Source organism: Fastidiosibacter lacustris (genome assembly GCF_003428155.1).
Lineage (GTDB): Bacteria > Pseudomonadota > Gammaproteobacteria > Francisellales > Francisellaceae > Caedibacter > Caedibacter lacustris.
In genome coordinates this window covers 17,079-30,518 of sequence record NZ_QLIR01000020.1, presented here as the reverse complement: position 1 = coordinate 30,518, position 13,440 = coordinate 17,079, and the positions used below count along the sequence as shown (strand labels likewise).

19 protein-coding genes are annotated in these 13,440 nt (G+C 36.7%); 4 read left to right on the top strand and 15 right to left on the bottom strand.

Annotation, left to right across the window (positions count from 1 at the left end):
* Nucleotides 1–103 precede the first annotated feature (103 nt).
* The 3 genes from DNJ77_RS08480 to DNJ77_RS08470 form a co-directional block, all read right to left on the bottom strand.
* Nucleotides 104–313: a hypothetical protein gene (locus tag DNJ77_RS08480; protein WP_116964560.1), complete on the bottom strand. Its 210-nt coding sequence runs from the start codon at nt 311–313 to the stop codon at nt 104–106.
* 68 nt (nt 314–381) lie between these two features.
* Entirely contained in the window at nt 382–576 is a 195-nt protein-coding gene (locus DNJ77_RS10115; protein WP_275667776.1) for a type II toxin-antitoxin system RelE/ParE family toxin, read from the bottom strand.
* An 85-nt stretch (nt 577–661) separates the two neighbouring features.
* Nucleotides 662–955 carry a type II toxin-antitoxin system RelB/DinJ family antitoxin gene (locus DNJ77_RS08470; protein WP_116964559.1) on the bottom strand — a complete coding sequence of 98 codons (294 nt, stop codon included), beginning with the start codon at nt 953–955 and terminating at the stop codon, nt 662–664.
* Between the two features lie 100 nt (nt 956–1,055).
* Here DNJ77_RS08470 and traT point away from each other — a divergent pair, with 100 nt between their 5' ends.
* Nucleotides 1,056–1,382 carry a complement resistance protein TraT gene (traT, locus tag DNJ77_RS08465; protein ID WP_116964558.1) on the top strand — a complete coding sequence of 109 codons (327 nt, stop codon included), beginning with the start codon at nt 1,056–1,058 and terminating at the stop codon, nt 1,380–1,382.
* A 28-nt stretch (nt 1,383–1,410) separates the two neighbouring features.
* On the opposite strand, the gene DNJ77_RS08460 is transcribed toward traT, so the two are convergent.
* Nucleotides 1,411–1,992: a disulfide bond formation protein B gene (locus tag DNJ77_RS08460; protein ID WP_116964557.1), complete on the bottom strand. Its 582-nt coding sequence runs from the start codon at nt 1,990–1,992 to the stop codon at nt 1,411–1,413.
* 10 nt (nt 1,993–2,002) lie between these two features.
* Nucleotides 2,003–2,161, bottom strand: a complete 159-nt coding sequence (locus DNJ77_RS10110; RefSeq protein ID WP_239986779.1) for a DUF5993 family protein — start codon at nt 2,159–2,161, stop codon at nt 2,003–2,005.
* A gap of 137 nt (nt 2,162–2,298) precedes the next feature.
* Here DNJ77_RS10110 and DNJ77_RS08455 point away from each other — a divergent pair, with 137 nt between their 5' ends.
* A complete protein-coding gene (locus tag DNJ77_RS08455) occupies nt 2,299–3,321 on the top strand; it encodes a tryptophan--tRNA ligase (protein WP_116964556.1) in 1,023 nt (340 codons plus the stop codon).
* Nucleotides 3,321–4,043 carry a hypothetical protein gene (locus tag DNJ77_RS08450; RefSeq protein WP_116964555.1) on the top strand — a complete coding sequence of 241 codons (723 nt, stop codon included), beginning with the start codon at nt 3,321–3,323 and terminating at the stop codon, nt 4,041–4,043. The genes DNJ77_RS08455 and DNJ77_RS08450 overlap by 1 nt, the downstream gene beginning before the upstream one ends.
* Nucleotides 4,044–4,069: 26 nt before the next feature.
* Here DNJ77_RS08450 and DNJ77_RS08445 read toward each other — a convergent pair whose 3' ends face one another.
* The 6 genes from DNJ77_RS08445 to rpsT form a co-directional block, all read right to left on the bottom strand.
* Nucleotides 4,070–4,720, bottom strand: coding sequence for a cell division protein ZipA C-terminal FtsZ-binding domain-containing protein (locus DNJ77_RS08445; protein ID WP_157966657.1), 651 nt, complete (start codon nt 4,718–4,720; stop codon nt 4,070–4,072).
* Nucleotides 4,721–4,895: 175 nt separating this feature from the next.
* Entirely contained in the window at nt 4,896–6,026 is a 1,131-nt protein-coding gene (gene lpxB / locus DNJ77_RS08440; protein ID WP_116964553.1) for a lipid-A-disaccharide synthase, read from the bottom strand.
* Nucleotides 6,026–6,796 carry an acyl-ACP--UDP-N-acetylglucosamine O-acyltransferase gene (lpxA, locus tag DNJ77_RS08435; protein WP_116964552.1) on the bottom strand — a complete coding sequence of 257 codons (771 nt, stop codon included), beginning with the start codon at nt 6,794–6,796 and terminating at the stop codon, nt 6,026–6,028. Before lpxA ends, lpxB begins: the two co-directional genes overlap by 1 nt.
* Nucleotides 6,797–6,798: 2 nt before the next feature.
* The gene (fabZ, locus tag DNJ77_RS08430; protein ID WP_116964551.1) at nt 6,799–7,251 is read right to left on the bottom strand and encodes a 3-hydroxyacyl-ACP dehydratase FabZ; all 453 of its coding nucleotides are present in this window, start codon (nt 7,249–7,251) and stop codon (nt 6,799–6,801) included.
* A 22-nt stretch (nt 7,252–7,273) separates the two neighbouring features.
* On the bottom strand, nt 7,274–8,296 hold the full coding sequence (lpxD, locus tag DNJ77_RS08425; RefSeq protein ID WP_116964550.1) for a UDP-3-O-(3-hydroxymyristoyl)glucosamine N-acyltransferase: 1,023 nt from the start codon (nt 8,294–8,296) through the stop codon (nt 7,274–7,276).
* Between the two features lie 135 nt (nt 8,297–8,431).
* Nucleotides 8,432–8,704 (bottom strand): 30S ribosomal protein S20, encoded by a 273-nt coding sequence (gene rpsT, locus DNJ77_RS08420; protein ID WP_116964549.1) that lies wholly within the window; start codon nt 8,702–8,704, stop codon nt 8,432–8,434.
* 229 nt (nt 8,705–8,933) lie between these two features.
* On the opposite strand from rpsT, the gene glpD reads away from it, so the two are divergent.
* Nucleotides 8,934–10,457, top strand: a complete 1,524-nt coding sequence (gene glpD / locus DNJ77_RS08415; RefSeq protein WP_204723387.1) for a glycerol-3-phosphate dehydrogenase — start codon at nt 8,934–8,936, stop codon at nt 10,455–10,457.
* Between the two features lie 87 nt (nt 10,458–10,544).
* Here glpD and DNJ77_RS08410 read toward each other — a convergent pair whose 3' ends face one another.
* The 4 genes from DNJ77_RS08410 to DNJ77_RS08395 form a co-directional block, all read right to left on the bottom strand.
* Entirely contained in the window at nt 10,545–11,744 is a 1,200-nt protein-coding gene (locus DNJ77_RS08410; protein ID WP_116964548.1) for an FAD-dependent oxidoreductase, read from the bottom strand.
* Nucleotides 11,745–11,862: 118 nt separating this feature from the next.
* Nucleotides 11,863–12,225: a ZapG family protein gene (locus DNJ77_RS08405; RefSeq protein WP_116964547.1), complete on the bottom strand. Its 363-nt coding sequence runs from the start codon at nt 12,223–12,225 to the stop codon at nt 11,863–11,865.
* A 9-nt stretch (nt 12,226–12,234) separates the two neighbouring features.
* The gene (gene ispF, locus DNJ77_RS08400) at nt 12,235–12,714 is read right to left on the bottom strand and encodes a 2-C-methyl-D-erythritol 2,4-cyclodiphosphate synthase (protein ID WP_116964546.1); all 480 of its coding nucleotides are present in this window, start codon (nt 12,712–12,714) and stop codon (nt 12,235–12,237) included.
* Between the two features lie 3 nt (nt 12,715–12,717).
* A complete protein-coding gene (locus DNJ77_RS08395) occupies nt 12,718–13,098 on the bottom strand; it encodes a rhodanese-like domain-containing protein (RefSeq protein ID WP_116964545.1) in 381 nt (126 codons plus the stop codon).
* Nucleotides 13,099–13,440 lie beyond the last annotated feature (342 nt).

Sequence of the window (13,440 nt, the reverse complement as noted above, 5' to 3'; positions counted from 1 at the left end):
AACACCAATAGCAACTTTTACTGATGGGAAAACGCACTGGCAAGAGAAGGTTGAATTGCTCAACCATATCTGACAAAAATCGCGTTTGAAAAATAGGCAACTGTCAGGTCAAGTCTAAACTTATACACCTAATCGCATACTTCTTCTGCTCCGCAGTAATTTCTATTTTATCTTCTTCTGACTTCACCATTTTCACGGCAATGGGTTCTTGGTTGTTTGATTTTTCAGTTTTGAAAATATCGATCATTTCTTTCGCCAATTCAGGGTGAGTTTCAGCGATTTTTAAAAGTCTTTCTTTTTGCTTATCATTCATAGCATTGTCCTTGTTTTTATTAACTTTTGCTCTTTGAGCAACCTAACGTAAAATGGGGTAAAACACAATCAAATCTTAATTTCAGACCATTGCTGTGCTGCGTGTAATATACGAAGTATTCTTACAGTATTGTCATTCTCTTGATAAACAATAATATAGTTTGCCCATGTAACCAGCTCTCTGGTTCCCTTTACTCGTCCAGATCGTCCCATTTTCGGAAAATCCAGCAATCTTATTACCTTTAACTCAATGTCGTCTTTCAAACGTTATGCAGCATCTGGATTATCGTCTGAAATATAGTCCACTATTGCCAAGAGATCGGTACGTGCATGGGTTGACCATTTTACCTCAGACATGGCGGCGTTTTTTATCAATCAAAGTTTGAGCCTCATCCATAATTTCTTGATGAGAAATTACATGATTTGGATCAGTTAATGCCTCTTTAACTTTAGTACGAAACCAAGCGTCATACTCCTTCGGTTCCATTGTTAGCCCTGCTGGCATGCCTCCTTCTTTCGTAATGCGTGTGAGTAAAATACGCACCGCATCAGAAACGGTTAAACCAAGATTAGCGAGTTTTTTTGCTGCATCCGCTTTAAGTTCATTATCAACTCGAACGTGGAGCATCGAAGTATTAGCCATAGAAACATCTCAATTTAGCAGTGTCATCTTATTATATATCTCAATTGAGATACTAGCAAGTTTTTGTATACATTTCTCAACCAACCAATAAGGAAAAAACATGAAAGAAAAAGGAAAAATCCTAAAATTATCAATAACTGCATCAATGGCAGCATCATTGTTAGCGCTTTCAGGCTGTGCTGCGATTGGTACGGCAATTAAACATCGCAATCTTGAAGTAAACTCAAAAATGTCCGATACAATATTTCTTGATCCTGTACCTCAGAGTGAAAAGACTATCTACATTCAGGTGAGAAGTACGTTGAGTGAAGATGAAACAAATGCTTTGTTTTGGGTATTCATTAAAAACAAAGGAAATCATCAACAAAAGCAAACGGTGTTCATCGGCTACCCTAAGCATAAGCAGGTGAAGAGCATCAGAAATTGAAAGACCCATTACTTGGCTACAAGTCAAGTTATACTTTTGAGAGCAAAATATAGGATACAGGATTATCTGGACACTCGGACAAACCGCATTCAGTTAATGTTGAAATGATGTTGGCAGCAATGATCAATACAAAGATAATGAAAGCAATGTGGCTAAAAATGCGAATTTTTTTGCCTCTAGCTTCAGCAATTTCTTTTTTATCCTGTTCAATTTCATATTGCTGGGTGATGGTCATAATAAGTCCGATGTAAATAATAGCAACAATACAAAATATGAATACCCATGTATACATATGAATTCCTAAGATAGCAGAACCATAGCCATCAGGATCAGTGATGTGTAATGCAATTTGGCGCAATGCGACAAAAGAAGTCAGGACAGCCGATAATAAAGACAGGCTATAATGAGCAGGGCGTACATGATAACGGACATTTAAAAGAAAGCCAAAGGCAATTCCTAATAGTCCAAGGCGTTGCAATAAACAAAGTGGGCAAGGCAGTTCTCTAAAAATAAATTGAAACGCAAATGCAATAGCAATAATAAATGTAACTCCTAGTATTTCAATGGCGTTAAAGCATTTAACAACATTATTGATTTGTGAACGTTGCATGGTTTTCTCCTTAAAAATATAGTCCAAGGTTGTCGGTAGCGTGATGTAAGAATACAAACCCCATGAAAATTAGCGTCAGACAAAATAAAATTATGCTGAGTTTACGATAAAACCACGAGCTTATCACGCTGATAAGCAGTAAGATAAATGTAATTAGAATTCCTGGCATGTTTGATACTCCTTTATTGTGAATTCGCTGTTAGTATAGTCAAAAGCTATTGATCAAGTAGATAAGTATTTAAGATTTACGCTTATATATGCTTTCTGTTAAACTTATAGCTCTCTTAAAATTATAACTAATTCATCATGCAGCAAAATATAAAACAAGCAGATAGAAAAATTGTGCTTACTGGAATTACACCCTCTGGAACGCCACACATGGGCAACTATATTGGTGCAATTAAACCAGCACTTGAAATGGCAAAAAACCCAGACTTTAACGCCTACTTCTTTATTGCAGACTACCATTCTCTTATTAAACTTTGGGATAAAAAATTGCGTGAGCAATATATTTATCAAATTGCCGCAACATGGCTTGCATTAGGGCTTGATCCAGAGAAAGTTATGTTTTATCGCCAGTCTGATATTCCTGAGATTATGGAGCTTAATTGGATTTTGACTTCAGTGACGGCAAAAGGTCTGTTAAATCGTGCGCATGCTTACAAAGCAGCGGTAGATAGAAATATTGCAGATGGTGAAAAAGATAATGATGCAGGGATTACAATGGGGCTTTTTAATTATCCAATGTTGATGGCTGCTGATATTATCATGTTTAATGCTGATTTGGTTCCAGTTGGCAAAGATCAGATTCAGCATATTGAAATTGCGCGTGATATTGCTAATCGTTTTAATCATATCTATAAATGTAATTTACTTAAAGCACCTGAGGCAATGTTTGATGAATCAACGCAAACGATTCCAGGCTTAGATGGACGCAAGATGTCTAAAAGTTATAATAATACGATTCCGCTTTTTGCAACAACTAAACAGCTTAGAAAATTAGTGATGAAGGTCATTACCAATTCTCAATTACCAGAAGAACCGAAATCAACAGAAAATTGTACGATATTCTCACTATATCGCCATTTTGCAACTGAAGCTGAAATTGTCGTTTTAGCAAAACGTTATCATGAAGGCATTAGTTGGGGTGAAGCTAAACAGCTGTTATTTGAGAAAATGGATGAAGTGCTTACTCCTATGCGCGAAAAATATGAATATCTACTTGCAAATAAAAAAATTATTGATGAGCATCTTAAGTTGGGTGCACAAAAAGCAAGACTGCAAGCAAAAGCATTGTTGAATAAGCTTAAACAACAAAGCGGTCTTTAATGATGTATTGCATTATTGCGAACTTTGGTGATGATAGCATAGCCTTAATTCAAAAAATCTATGAGTTAAAGTTTAAGGACGTTGTAGTATTGTCAGTTGATACAGCTTGGCAGGCACAAAGTTGGCAAGCGCGCGTTGAAAAAGCAAGTGCTTGGATAACTTCTTTAGGGTTTAGTCATCATAAGCTTAAAGCAGAGCATGGCTTTAGTAAATTGGTTGAAACGCGTAGACAATTTCCGTCACAACAATTTCACTGGTGTGCTGGGTTTTTAAAAGGTATTACAATATTAAATTGGTTAGAAGAACACGATGAGACGTTAGATGCGATTATTTTATTGGCAAATCGTCGTAGCATGAGTAAAGTTCAAGCAGATTTACCAGATAGAGTCAAAGAATCTGATCGTTATGACAGTCGTCAAGTACAGTATTTATTGGCAAATGTGACTGAAGAACAGCGTGATCAGCTCATTGCAAAAACACCCTTTCAAACTCCACTTAAGCATCGTTCATTAGAATGTCAGCCATGTATTCATTTCACTAAACGGGATATTATGACATTAAGTGATATAGATACTGCAAGGGTTATCGATTTAGAAACTAGACTCAAGCAGACGATGTTTCAACAAAATTTTAGAAACTATCTTAAAAACCTTGAAAAAAACAATAATTACTACGATGAATTCGCCAAAACCTGTAGCTGGGATTATGGTTGTGGATTATAAATCATATTAAGCTAGGTATTTTACTTTTATTGTGAATCCTTTGTAACTTGATCAGTTACCTTTAAATTTTTTAAATGGCTTTTATATCCGCTTTCATCATGGCTGGTAAAACGGCGTTTGTGTTCATTTAGTAAGGTACCACCTAGACGTTGATTTATCTGATTAATGCTATTGCTAAAATACTCAAAGCACATAGGAACATCGTAGTATTGCGATAATTCTAATAAGTTTGAGGCACATAAAAGACAAGTGTAATCGGTTGTTTTATAGTTTGTTAGATCAAAACCATGGGTTTCTTCATCTGCCTCTATGAAAAACAGCACGTCTTTATCTTCAGTCAATAATTCAAAGCGTTTAAGTTCTGAGTTAAATATGAGTCCATTTTGGGTGAAAAGCCAAGCTAAGTCTTCGCCATTAAAAATATAACCTCGTGGTGCACTGATATAGTAAACAGCAATGCCTTTCTCAAGCTTAGGATAGGTTGTTTGTATTTGTTCAAAATCACTGATGATTAAGGGAGATTTAGGATCGACTTTGATGTCTTCTTCTAACTCAACCTTTGTAACGGCAGTACCTTGTTTGGGATTTTGATGAAGTTTGGTTGATTGTTTATGTTTTTCTTTAGTGGTTACTTTGGCAGTTTTTTCTTGTTCTTGTATAGCTGTAAGCTCAGCCATTTCACGTTTATATCTTTTACGCTTACTTCGTCTAAATGTGTCAATAAGTAACAGGATAACGATGATGATGCTAAGAAGGAGTATGAGTTGGACTTTGGTCATTTTATTTTAATAGGTCAATCTTCAACGATAGTTTATTCTAATCAATCAATGCTCAATTAAAAAGGCAAAAGCGCTAGGAATTTAATAATTTTATAATCTCAATAGTTACTTTTGAATCTGCATCTTGGATGAGTAGTTTATGAAGTTCAGTAAACCGCTGTTTGATTGTATTGACTTTATGCTCATCGTCAAAATAGCGCTGTAAAGCACCAGCACAATTTTCAGAGGTGAAATTTTGCTGAATAAATTCAGGAACAACTTCTTCATTGGCTAGGATGTTTGGTAAGCCAAAAAATGGCGTTTTAAGCATATGCTTTACAATAGTAGCTGTAATATTTGATACTTTATAGCCAATAACCATTGGTTTTTTATAGAGCATCGTTTCAAGTGTAGCGGTACCTGAAGCTACTAAGCTAAAATCACAAGCTTGCAAAACGCGGTGTGCCTGACCATCAATGAGTCTTATGTTTAGCACATCAAATTGTTCTTTATATCTGTCTAGTTCCGTATAAAGACTTTTTTTAGCAACTGGGAGTAAAGCATTAAATTGATATCCTTTTTGTTTAATTTTGGATAATGTTTCTAAGAAAATAGGTAGAATTCTTATAAGCTCTTGGATGCGACTACCTGGTAAAAGAGCGATAATTTTGTGTTCGCTTGTAATGTCAAGATAGGTTCGTGCGCTTTGTGTATCTTCTGTGAGAAGGATTTTATTGGCTAAAGGATGTCCGACAAAAATGGCTTTATGCTGGTGCTTCTGATAAAAGGTTTCTTCAAATGGTAAAATTGCAAATACAATGTCAGTCGCTTTTTTAATTTTCTTGATACGATTTTCACGCCATGCCCAAACAGAAGGACTAACATAGTGAGCCGTTTTGACACCTAAAACCTTGAGTTTTGCTTCAATAGGTAAGTTAAAATCAGGTGCGTCAATGCCAATATAAATGTCAGGAGGGTTCTTTTTACAATGCTGTAATATTCCACGGCGAACTTTCAAAATTGAAGGCAAATGTTTAATGACTTCGATAATACCCATAACCGATAAAATTTCAATAGGATATAGACCGTTTAGCCCAGCCCCAAGCATTTGAGTGCCACCAATGCCTTCAATAATTGCATTTGGATAATGTTGTCTTAATAGACGTACGACACCTGCTCCTAGTTGATCCCCTGAGAGCTCACCTGCTACGAGCATGATTCTCATTAACGGATAATTCCACGTTTTGAGTTTTCTAATAGAGTAACAAAACGTTCAATGGCAGATATTTCTTTTTGCATCACTTTAAGTTTTTCAATGGCGTCAACTAGTCGTAAACCTTGGCGATAAATTATTTTATAAGCCTCTCGGATGGCTCGGATCTCTTGTGTAGAAAACTTGGCCCGCTTAAGCCCTTCTATATTAATGCCGCAAGGAGAAGTTGGAGAGGAAGCAACCATGAGGTAAGGAGGCACATCTTGAGTAATAAGTGCCATATGTGCAATAAAAGAGTAAGCACCTATTCGGCAAAATTGATGGACCCCACTATTGACGCCGATAGTGGCAAAATCATCCACACGAACATGTCCAGCAAGAGCAGCATTATTAACCAAGGTGACCTTGTTCCCAACTTGACAGTCATGACCAATGTGGACATAGTTCATGATGAGGTTGTTGTTACCAATTCGGGTAGTTCCATCTTCTTTGGCAGTACCTGCGTGGATGGTTGCACATTCTCGAATGATGTTATTATCACCTAAGATCAGTTGTGAAAATTCGCCATGAAAACTATGGTCGATTGGCTCTTCTCCAACTGAGGCAAATTGAAATATGCGATTGTTTTTGCCAACAATGGCATTTTTACCAATAACTGCATGAGCAGAAATGTTACACCCTTCTCCAATTTTGGCATTTTCACCAATGATGGCATAAGGACCAATGGTGACATTCTCGGCAATTTCTGCCGTTTCATGAATAACTGCTCTTGAGTCGATCACTTTCACACTTCCCTATAGGCAGCAATAAAATCAGCGCTAGCAACAAGTTCATTATCTACATAAGCTTCGGCATGGCTTTTACACATGCCACGTTTAATTTTACCTATAGAAGCATGAAGTTTTAATACGTCTCCTGGCACCACAGGACGCTTAATCCGAACGTTATCAATTCCAGCAAGAACAAATAGCTTTTTATGGTCAAGTTGCTCTTGGTTGGATACCATCATTTTAACACCTAAAATACCAATCGCTTGTGCCATTGCTTCAACAATTAGTACGCCTGGCATAATAGGTTGATTTGGAAAATGACCATTAAAGAACTCTTCGTTTGCAGTGACGTTCTTTTGTGCTACAACAGTACCTGTGCCAATATCCATATCGATGATTTTATCGACTAATAAAAAGGGATATCGGTGGGGTAAAATTTCTTTAATTTGTTGAATATTAAGCTGCATGAGTGAGGTGCCTTAAAGTTTTTTATTTGTCGTCTTGCAATTTTTTCTCGAGCATTTTAACACGACTCTCAAGTTTATCTAGCCTAAAAATGCGTGCGCTGGTACGTTTCCATTCCATGTGTGGTCGTGCATTGAAGGCTGCTGTGTAAAAGCCCGGTGTATCAATACTTTTACTAACGTTAGATGCAGCAGCAAGCATCACATCATCACAAATTGACAAATGACCACTGATGCCAACTTGTCCGCCAATGAGACAGTTTTTGCCGATGGTGACAGAACCTGCTATACCCGATGAACCTGCAATCGCTGTATTTTCCCCAATGACAACGTTGTGCGCAATTTGAATCTGGTTATCGATTTTAACACCATCGCCAATAAACGTGTCATCTATCGCACCACGATCAATTGAAGTACTGGCGCCTATCTCTACATTATTTCCAATGGTGACCCCACCAATTTGAGGAATTTTGACCCAGTTGCCTTGTTCATCTTTAGCGTTACCAAAGCCATCGGAACCGATGACAGAATTAGCATGAATAATACACTTTTCACCTATCTCAACGCCGTGATAAATAGTAACGTTTGGTTTAATTTCGGTGTATTTACCAATGCTAGAATTGTCTAAAACAACACAATTCGCACCAATGATAGCTCCATCAGCAATCACGACATGCTCACCAATCAAAACGTTTGCACCAATACTTACATTATTTGCGATGATCGCTGTTTTTGCAATCACTGCGGATAAGTGGATACCAGGTTGCGCCTTTGGAGCTTTATCAAATAACTGTGCTACTTTTGCAAATGCAAGGTAAGGGTTATCAAGCACGACAGCATTAGTTGGGCAAAGTGCTAGTGCTTCCTTAGTGAGTAAAACTGCAGAGGCCTGGGTAGTTTTTAATTCACAAAGGTATTTGCTATTAGCAAGAAAAGAAAGCTGACCAGGTTGTGCATTTTTGAGCGTTGCAAGGCGAGATACAGTAATGGCTTCATCACCGTGTACATGTCCGCCTAGAATTTGGGCAATTTTTTTTAGTGAGTACATGTTACATCCTTATGAGGTTATAGGTGCTGATCACCAAATTATTTTGCAATAAAAGACCTTATATTTTATTTTAAAAAAAAAGCCCCATGATAGGAGCTTTTAGGCTTAATTTAAATCTTGAGGAGCAAATTTTTATTAAGCAGCAAGTGACAAAGCCTTTATTTTGGCATGGATACGACTTTTATGACGTGCCGCTTTGTTCTTGTGAATAAGACCTTTTGTCGCATAACGATCTAGTACAGGTTGAAGCTTAGCAAAGCATTCTTTCGCCAAAGAAAGATCTTGTGCTTCAATTGCTTTAATGGTTTTCTTCATAAACGTTCTCATCATTGAGCGACGAGCCATGTTATGTTGACGGTTTTTTTCCGCTTGTCTTATACGCTTTTTAGCCTGTTTAGTATTAGCCAATGTTGTTCTCCAGCTTATTTTTTATTTCTTAAATTCTTTAGGTTACAGTTCGCTAAACCAAGAAATGGACACGCTTTTCTGGGATAGGAATGACTGTCAAATTTTAAAATGCAGCACATTTTGAACTGATTTGGCTGATATGTCAACACCGTGATTTTAATGATTAGAAAAATCATTTGGAATCAGCTACAATACACCGCGGTCTACAGTCTAAATTAATGAAGTGATTATGCAATTGCAAGAAAATAACGAGATGGAAACAGATTTATTGGTTATTGGTGGTGGTATTAATGGAACAGGTATTGCGCTTGATGCAAGCTTAAGAGGGTTAAGCGTTGTACTATGTGAAGCAAAAGACTTAGCTTCAGCCACTTCATCTGCAAGTAGTAAACTTGTACATGGAGGCTTGCGCTACCTTGAGCAATATGAATTTAAACTCGTTAAAGAGGCATTAAAGGAGCGAGAAATTCTGCTGAAAAAAGCACCACATATTATTCATCCGCTTCGCTTTATTTTACCGCATGCTAAGCATTTGCGCCCAGTATGGATGATTCGCATAGGCATGTTCTTGTATGATTTTCTAGCAGGTAAAATGTCACTTAAAAAATCACAAAAAATCTCGCTTGTGGGTAGCAAAGAAGGTCAGCAATTAGTTGATGAATTTAAAGTTGGATTTGCTTATTCAGATTGCCGAATTGATGATTCCAGGATGGTGGTATTTAATACTATTGAAGCAAAAGACAATGGCGCGAAGATCTTAATACCTTATCGTTGTGTAGAAGCAAAAAGGCAAGGTAAAAAATGGCAAGTCAAGCTGTTGGATAATAGTAACAAAGAAGTTTTGGTTAATGCAAAGGCAATTGTTAACGCAGGTGGACCATGGGTTGCCAATATTATTGATGATGTGCTGGAAACGAACTCAAAATCTGGAGTAAGATTAATAAAAGGCAGTCATATTGTTGTGCCTAAACTTTATAACGGTGATCATGCGTATATTTTGCAAAATAAAGATGGCAGAATTGTGTTTGCCTTGCCGTATGGTTTTGTCTCTGAACACGAAAACGAATTTACTTTAATTGGTACAACTGATTTAAATTATGAGGGCGATCCAAGAGATATTGAGATTAGTGAAGAAGAAACAGATTATTTATGTAAATTAATTAATGGTTATTTTAAAAAACATATTTCTTCGCAAGATGTCATTTGGAGTTATGCGGGTGTGCGTCCACTGTATGATGATCACTCAGTTGATCCATCAAAGATCACAAGGGAGTATCATCTTGAGTTAGAAGATCAAAACGGTAAGCTACCTGTATTATCTGTTTTTGGTGGTAAGGTTACAACTTATCGCACTTTATCACAACATGTGGTTGATAAATTAAAGCCCTATTTCCCTAATATGGGCTCTTGTGTAACGGATCGCGTTCCAACAGCAGGTGGAAATGCACATTCTTTTAGCGAAATTATGCAACAACTCAAAAAAACGTACCCGTGGCTTGAAGCCAAGCACGCTTATCGATTTGCCGCATCTTATGGGATGAAGAGTTTTGATGTGCTAACAGATGCAAAATCATATGATGATTTGGGACGATGTTTTGGCTATAACTTTTACCAAAAGGAACTGGAATACTTAGTAAAAGAAGAATGGGTTACTGATGTTGATGCACTCATTTGGCGGCGAAGTAAGCTTGGTTTGTGGTTGACAAAAGAACAGGTTGCAGCTTTGGAAGCATGGTTTATGCGTGATTTATAGCTTACATTTTGATGATTTAAAGGTCTGTTGAATATTTTCATCAACAGATTTGGACTAGTGTTAAGAAAATCTCGAAAACACACATAATCAGCTTGTAGATACTAAACGCAAAAATTCTTCATAAGATCGCTTAACACAATCCTCTACTGCCAGGCGAGTTAAGTAGTTCCCTGTAAGATAAAGGCTATTATCTTGAACAAGACGCTTGTTAAGAGAGGTTAAGAACCTTGAATGGTGAGTCTGGTAACATGGTAAGCTATTTGTTTTGATATAAGTATCAATAAGTGCATCATTAGGGATATTGAGCTTGGCTAAAAACTTCGTTATCAAACTTATTATGTCGTGATTTTCTGGTTTAAAGTGAATGGTAAATCCACGGTATTTTTCATGATCAATAACATCGCGACTTACTATTGAATAAAAGCTTTGATTCACACCAATTAACCCATTAAGCGGCTTGATGTGTTTCACTTTATCCTGATCGACAATAAGTGCTACCGTTATGAGGTTTGATAATGTTGGCTGGTGTGGCAAGTCTGCAAGTGGATGGTTTATATCTTTAAGAAGTTTCTGGGTAATATCCCAAGGTGTTGCCAAGATAAGCTTATCTGCCGTTAATTCGCTATGGTTAGTTTTAATATGCCAAGTGTTGTTTTGATAGTAAATACCGTTACATGTGGTATTGGTACGAATCGTGAAAACCTCGTTTTCGCAATTATTAAACAAACTGGACATGCCATTTTTGAAAGTAAAGCTTCTGGGTAAATTTTTATTTTTTTTGCGTGTTTTAAATAAAAAATCAGCTGGAAAATCACGACTATTCTGGCATAACACGGCATCAAAGCAATAACGTAAGATTGTATTATAGTTTTGTTTGCCAAATACAAAACTAAAGTATTCCTTAACACTTTTATCTTTGGCAGTGGTGAATTTAAATAATGGCCAACCCAATCCTGCACGCATAAGGTTAAGCTGAGGTATAATCGAACAGATGTTATTGTTAATAAGAAGCTTAAAAGGATATTTGTTTCGTTTTTGGAGTTGTTCTAATAGCCCCTTTTGGTTGCAATAATCAATTAGGTGTTGATAAGAGTTGTAGACGGTATGAGTACCAAGCTCTAACCAAAAATCGTGCGCCTTTGTACTGTAATAAGTTTCAATACAGCCACCGATTTTATCCCTTGCTTCGATGACAATAGAGGAATGATTTTTCCAAGCGGCAAAATGGGCAAAGCTTATTCCTGAAATACCACCTCCAATAATGGCAATTTTGTAATGTGATTCCATGTTCTTTCCATCGTTTAATTTTGCTTGCACTCGTGTGTGCTGATTAAAGAAGTCGTATAAGGGGCACTAGCTGGTAAATAAAAGCTTCAAACCTGCTTGAGAGTACCTATATATTGCGTTATTTTTCATCAGATCCGTTTGCATAATCTTTTGGTATATTTGGAGCGGAAAGTGGCTGATTAGTTTTTTTATCAATATACACTTTGGGTTGCAAAAGAGATTGTCTAGAAGGATCTAGATTCAGTTTTACACTATATTCTTGTGAGTGCTTTTGGAGCTCAGCAAACTGTTGATAGATACTTTCCATGATTTCATGTGTTTTATGGACGTGCTCGTTAACCGTATTTTGATAATGCGTTAATAATTTTTTTGTCTCTTCCAGCTCGGTGTTTAAAGCTTTACTGTTTTTGCGCAAGTTTAAACCGATAAGGATTCCAATTAATAAAGCAGCAACCATGCTTAAAATAAGAGCGATTACCATAACTTCTCCTTAAGGTTGATAGATCAGAGCTACGGCGTAACAGGCAAGACCTTCTTTTCTGCCGATAAACCCAAGCTTTTCAGTTGTAGTGGCTTTGATGTTAACTTGATTTAATTTAAGCTGCAACAGTGAAGCAATCGATTGACACATTTCATTGATATAGGGAGCAAGCTTCGGTACTTGTGCTACAACTGTAATATCGATATTGGAAATTTGATAGCCTAAACTAACCACGTTCTTTTGCGCATGCAATAAAAAATCTTTGCTTGCTCTGTTTTTATGTGCTGGATCGGTGTCAGGGAAGTGTTGTCCAATGTCCCCTAAAGCAGCAGCACCAAGAAGTGCATCGGTTAAGGCATGTAAAACGATATCACCATCAGAGTGTGCTTCTAACGAAAAAGGGGCGAGAACCTCAATTCCAGCAAGTATTAGTGGTTTGTTTTGAGTGCTGATTTTATGAACATCATAACCATGACCAATACGAAACATGGCTTATTCACCTTTAATGACAACTGGAAATTGTTCAGCAATCCAAGCACGAAATCCTCCATCAATAGAGATAACGTTGTGATATCCCATTTTTTGTAAATTATCTGCACTTAAGGCAGAGCGAAAGCCACCACCGCAATAAAGGTAAAGCTTTTGTTCTTTATTGGGAATAAGTGTTTCTATTTTGACTTCAATAAGACCTTTGCTTAGATGATAGGCTCCTGGTAAATGTGCGTGTGTATATTCAGATTCTTCGCGAACATCAATCAATACACCATCTAAAGTACCATTGTCCATTAAATATTTAATGTGAAAAATATCACATTCTTGAATACGTGTTTTGGCGTCATTAACCAATTTAAGAAATTCATTATTATGTTGCATGATTTGTGCTCCATCTACTGTGATTTAAGCTTTTGCATTGTACAGCGCTTGTCCCCTATTTTTTAGTCTTTTCTTTCTGTACAGTAGAATTTTTTCATTTGAATTGCACTTAAACTGATCTTTGTATAATTATCAAACACAATTTGAAACCTTTAACTGCGATAGCTGATTGAAGTATTTTTCTCATGTTTTGAAAATTAAGAAAAAATAACGCTTCCGTCAAAACTTTGCAAACCTTTCTTCATGTACACAGAAACCTATCCGATAAAAAATGGCGCAAAATAATTTCTCGATGTTATAATTTCGGTTATTTTAATGTTATCCCGTTTAATGTGGTAAAAG